Raw genomic sequence first — 947 nt, 5'->3', positions numbered from 1 at the left:
GGCTCTTCGGTGGTTTCTGTGGGAGAGATTCCGGCATAGGCCCAGCTCAGCGGGCGAAAACAACGATCTGGAACTGAAACGGCCCCGGGAGGGGCCGTTTCCGCGTCATCCGCCTATGATTGCTAAGCCAAATTCAGACAACCGAAGAGGTGTGACGCATGAAGAGTCTACTACTTCTCGCCCTCGGTCTGGCCCGCACGGTCGTCCTGGGCGCGCGCATCGAGGCCGAGCGCATCGTCGTGAGCGTCCGGCCCTACAAGCGCGAGCAGCGCCGCTGCCCCGTATGCGGCAGGGCCTGCGACTTCTACGACATGGCGAACCGCGGGGCCCCCAGGCTGTGGAGGGCGATGGACCTGGCGCGCTCGGCCTGCTACCTGGAGTACGCGCCCTGCAGGGTGCGCTGCCCGGAGCACGGCGTGCGCACCGAGGCCGTCCCCTGGGCGCGGCACGGGGCGCGCTTCACGCGCGACTTCGAGGACTGGGTGGCGTGGCTGGCGGTCCGCTGCACCGCCTCGGCGGTCTCCGAGCTCGCCCGCGTCGAGTGGCACAGCGTGGGCGGCGTGTGCAGGCGCGTCTACGCCGAGCTGGAGGCCGCGCGCGGCGCCTCGAGGTTCGACGGCGTGCGCCGCATCGGCATCGACGAGACGTCGTACAAGAAGGGCCACAAGTACGTCACGGTGGTCGTCGACCACGACCGCGGCTGCCTCATCTGGGCGCACGAGGGCACCGGCAAGGACGTGCTCAACCTGTTCCTCGACGAGCTCACGCGCGAGCAGAGGCGCGCCATAGAGGTGGTGACCGCCGACGGCGCGAGGTGGATAAGGCAGCTGGTCAAGCGCCGCTGCCCCAACGCGAGGTGGGTCATGGACCCCTTCCACGTGGTCCAGTGGATGAACGACGCGCTCGACGCCGTGCGCTGCGAGGAGTGGAACGCCGCCAGGGCCGCC

1 protein-coding gene is annotated in these 947 nt (G+C 69.4%); it reads left to right on the top strand.

Translation table 11 applies throughout. The features are described 5' to 3' along the window. Positions 1-158: 158 nt before the first annotated feature. Positions 159-947 (top strand): transposase (locus ABVS03_RS11550; protein WP_203230603.1); only part of this gene is annotated, 789 nt, incomplete at its 3' end.

It is taken from the genome of Olsenella sp. AGMB03486 (assembly GCF_040884255.1).
GTDB classification, from domain to species: Bacteria; Actinomycetota; Coriobacteriia; order Coriobacteriales; family Atopobiaceae; genus Olsenella_L; species Olsenella_L kribbiana.
The sequence above is the reverse complement of the archived record's forward strand: the minus strand, read 5'-3'. Positions and strand labels throughout refer to the sequence as shown.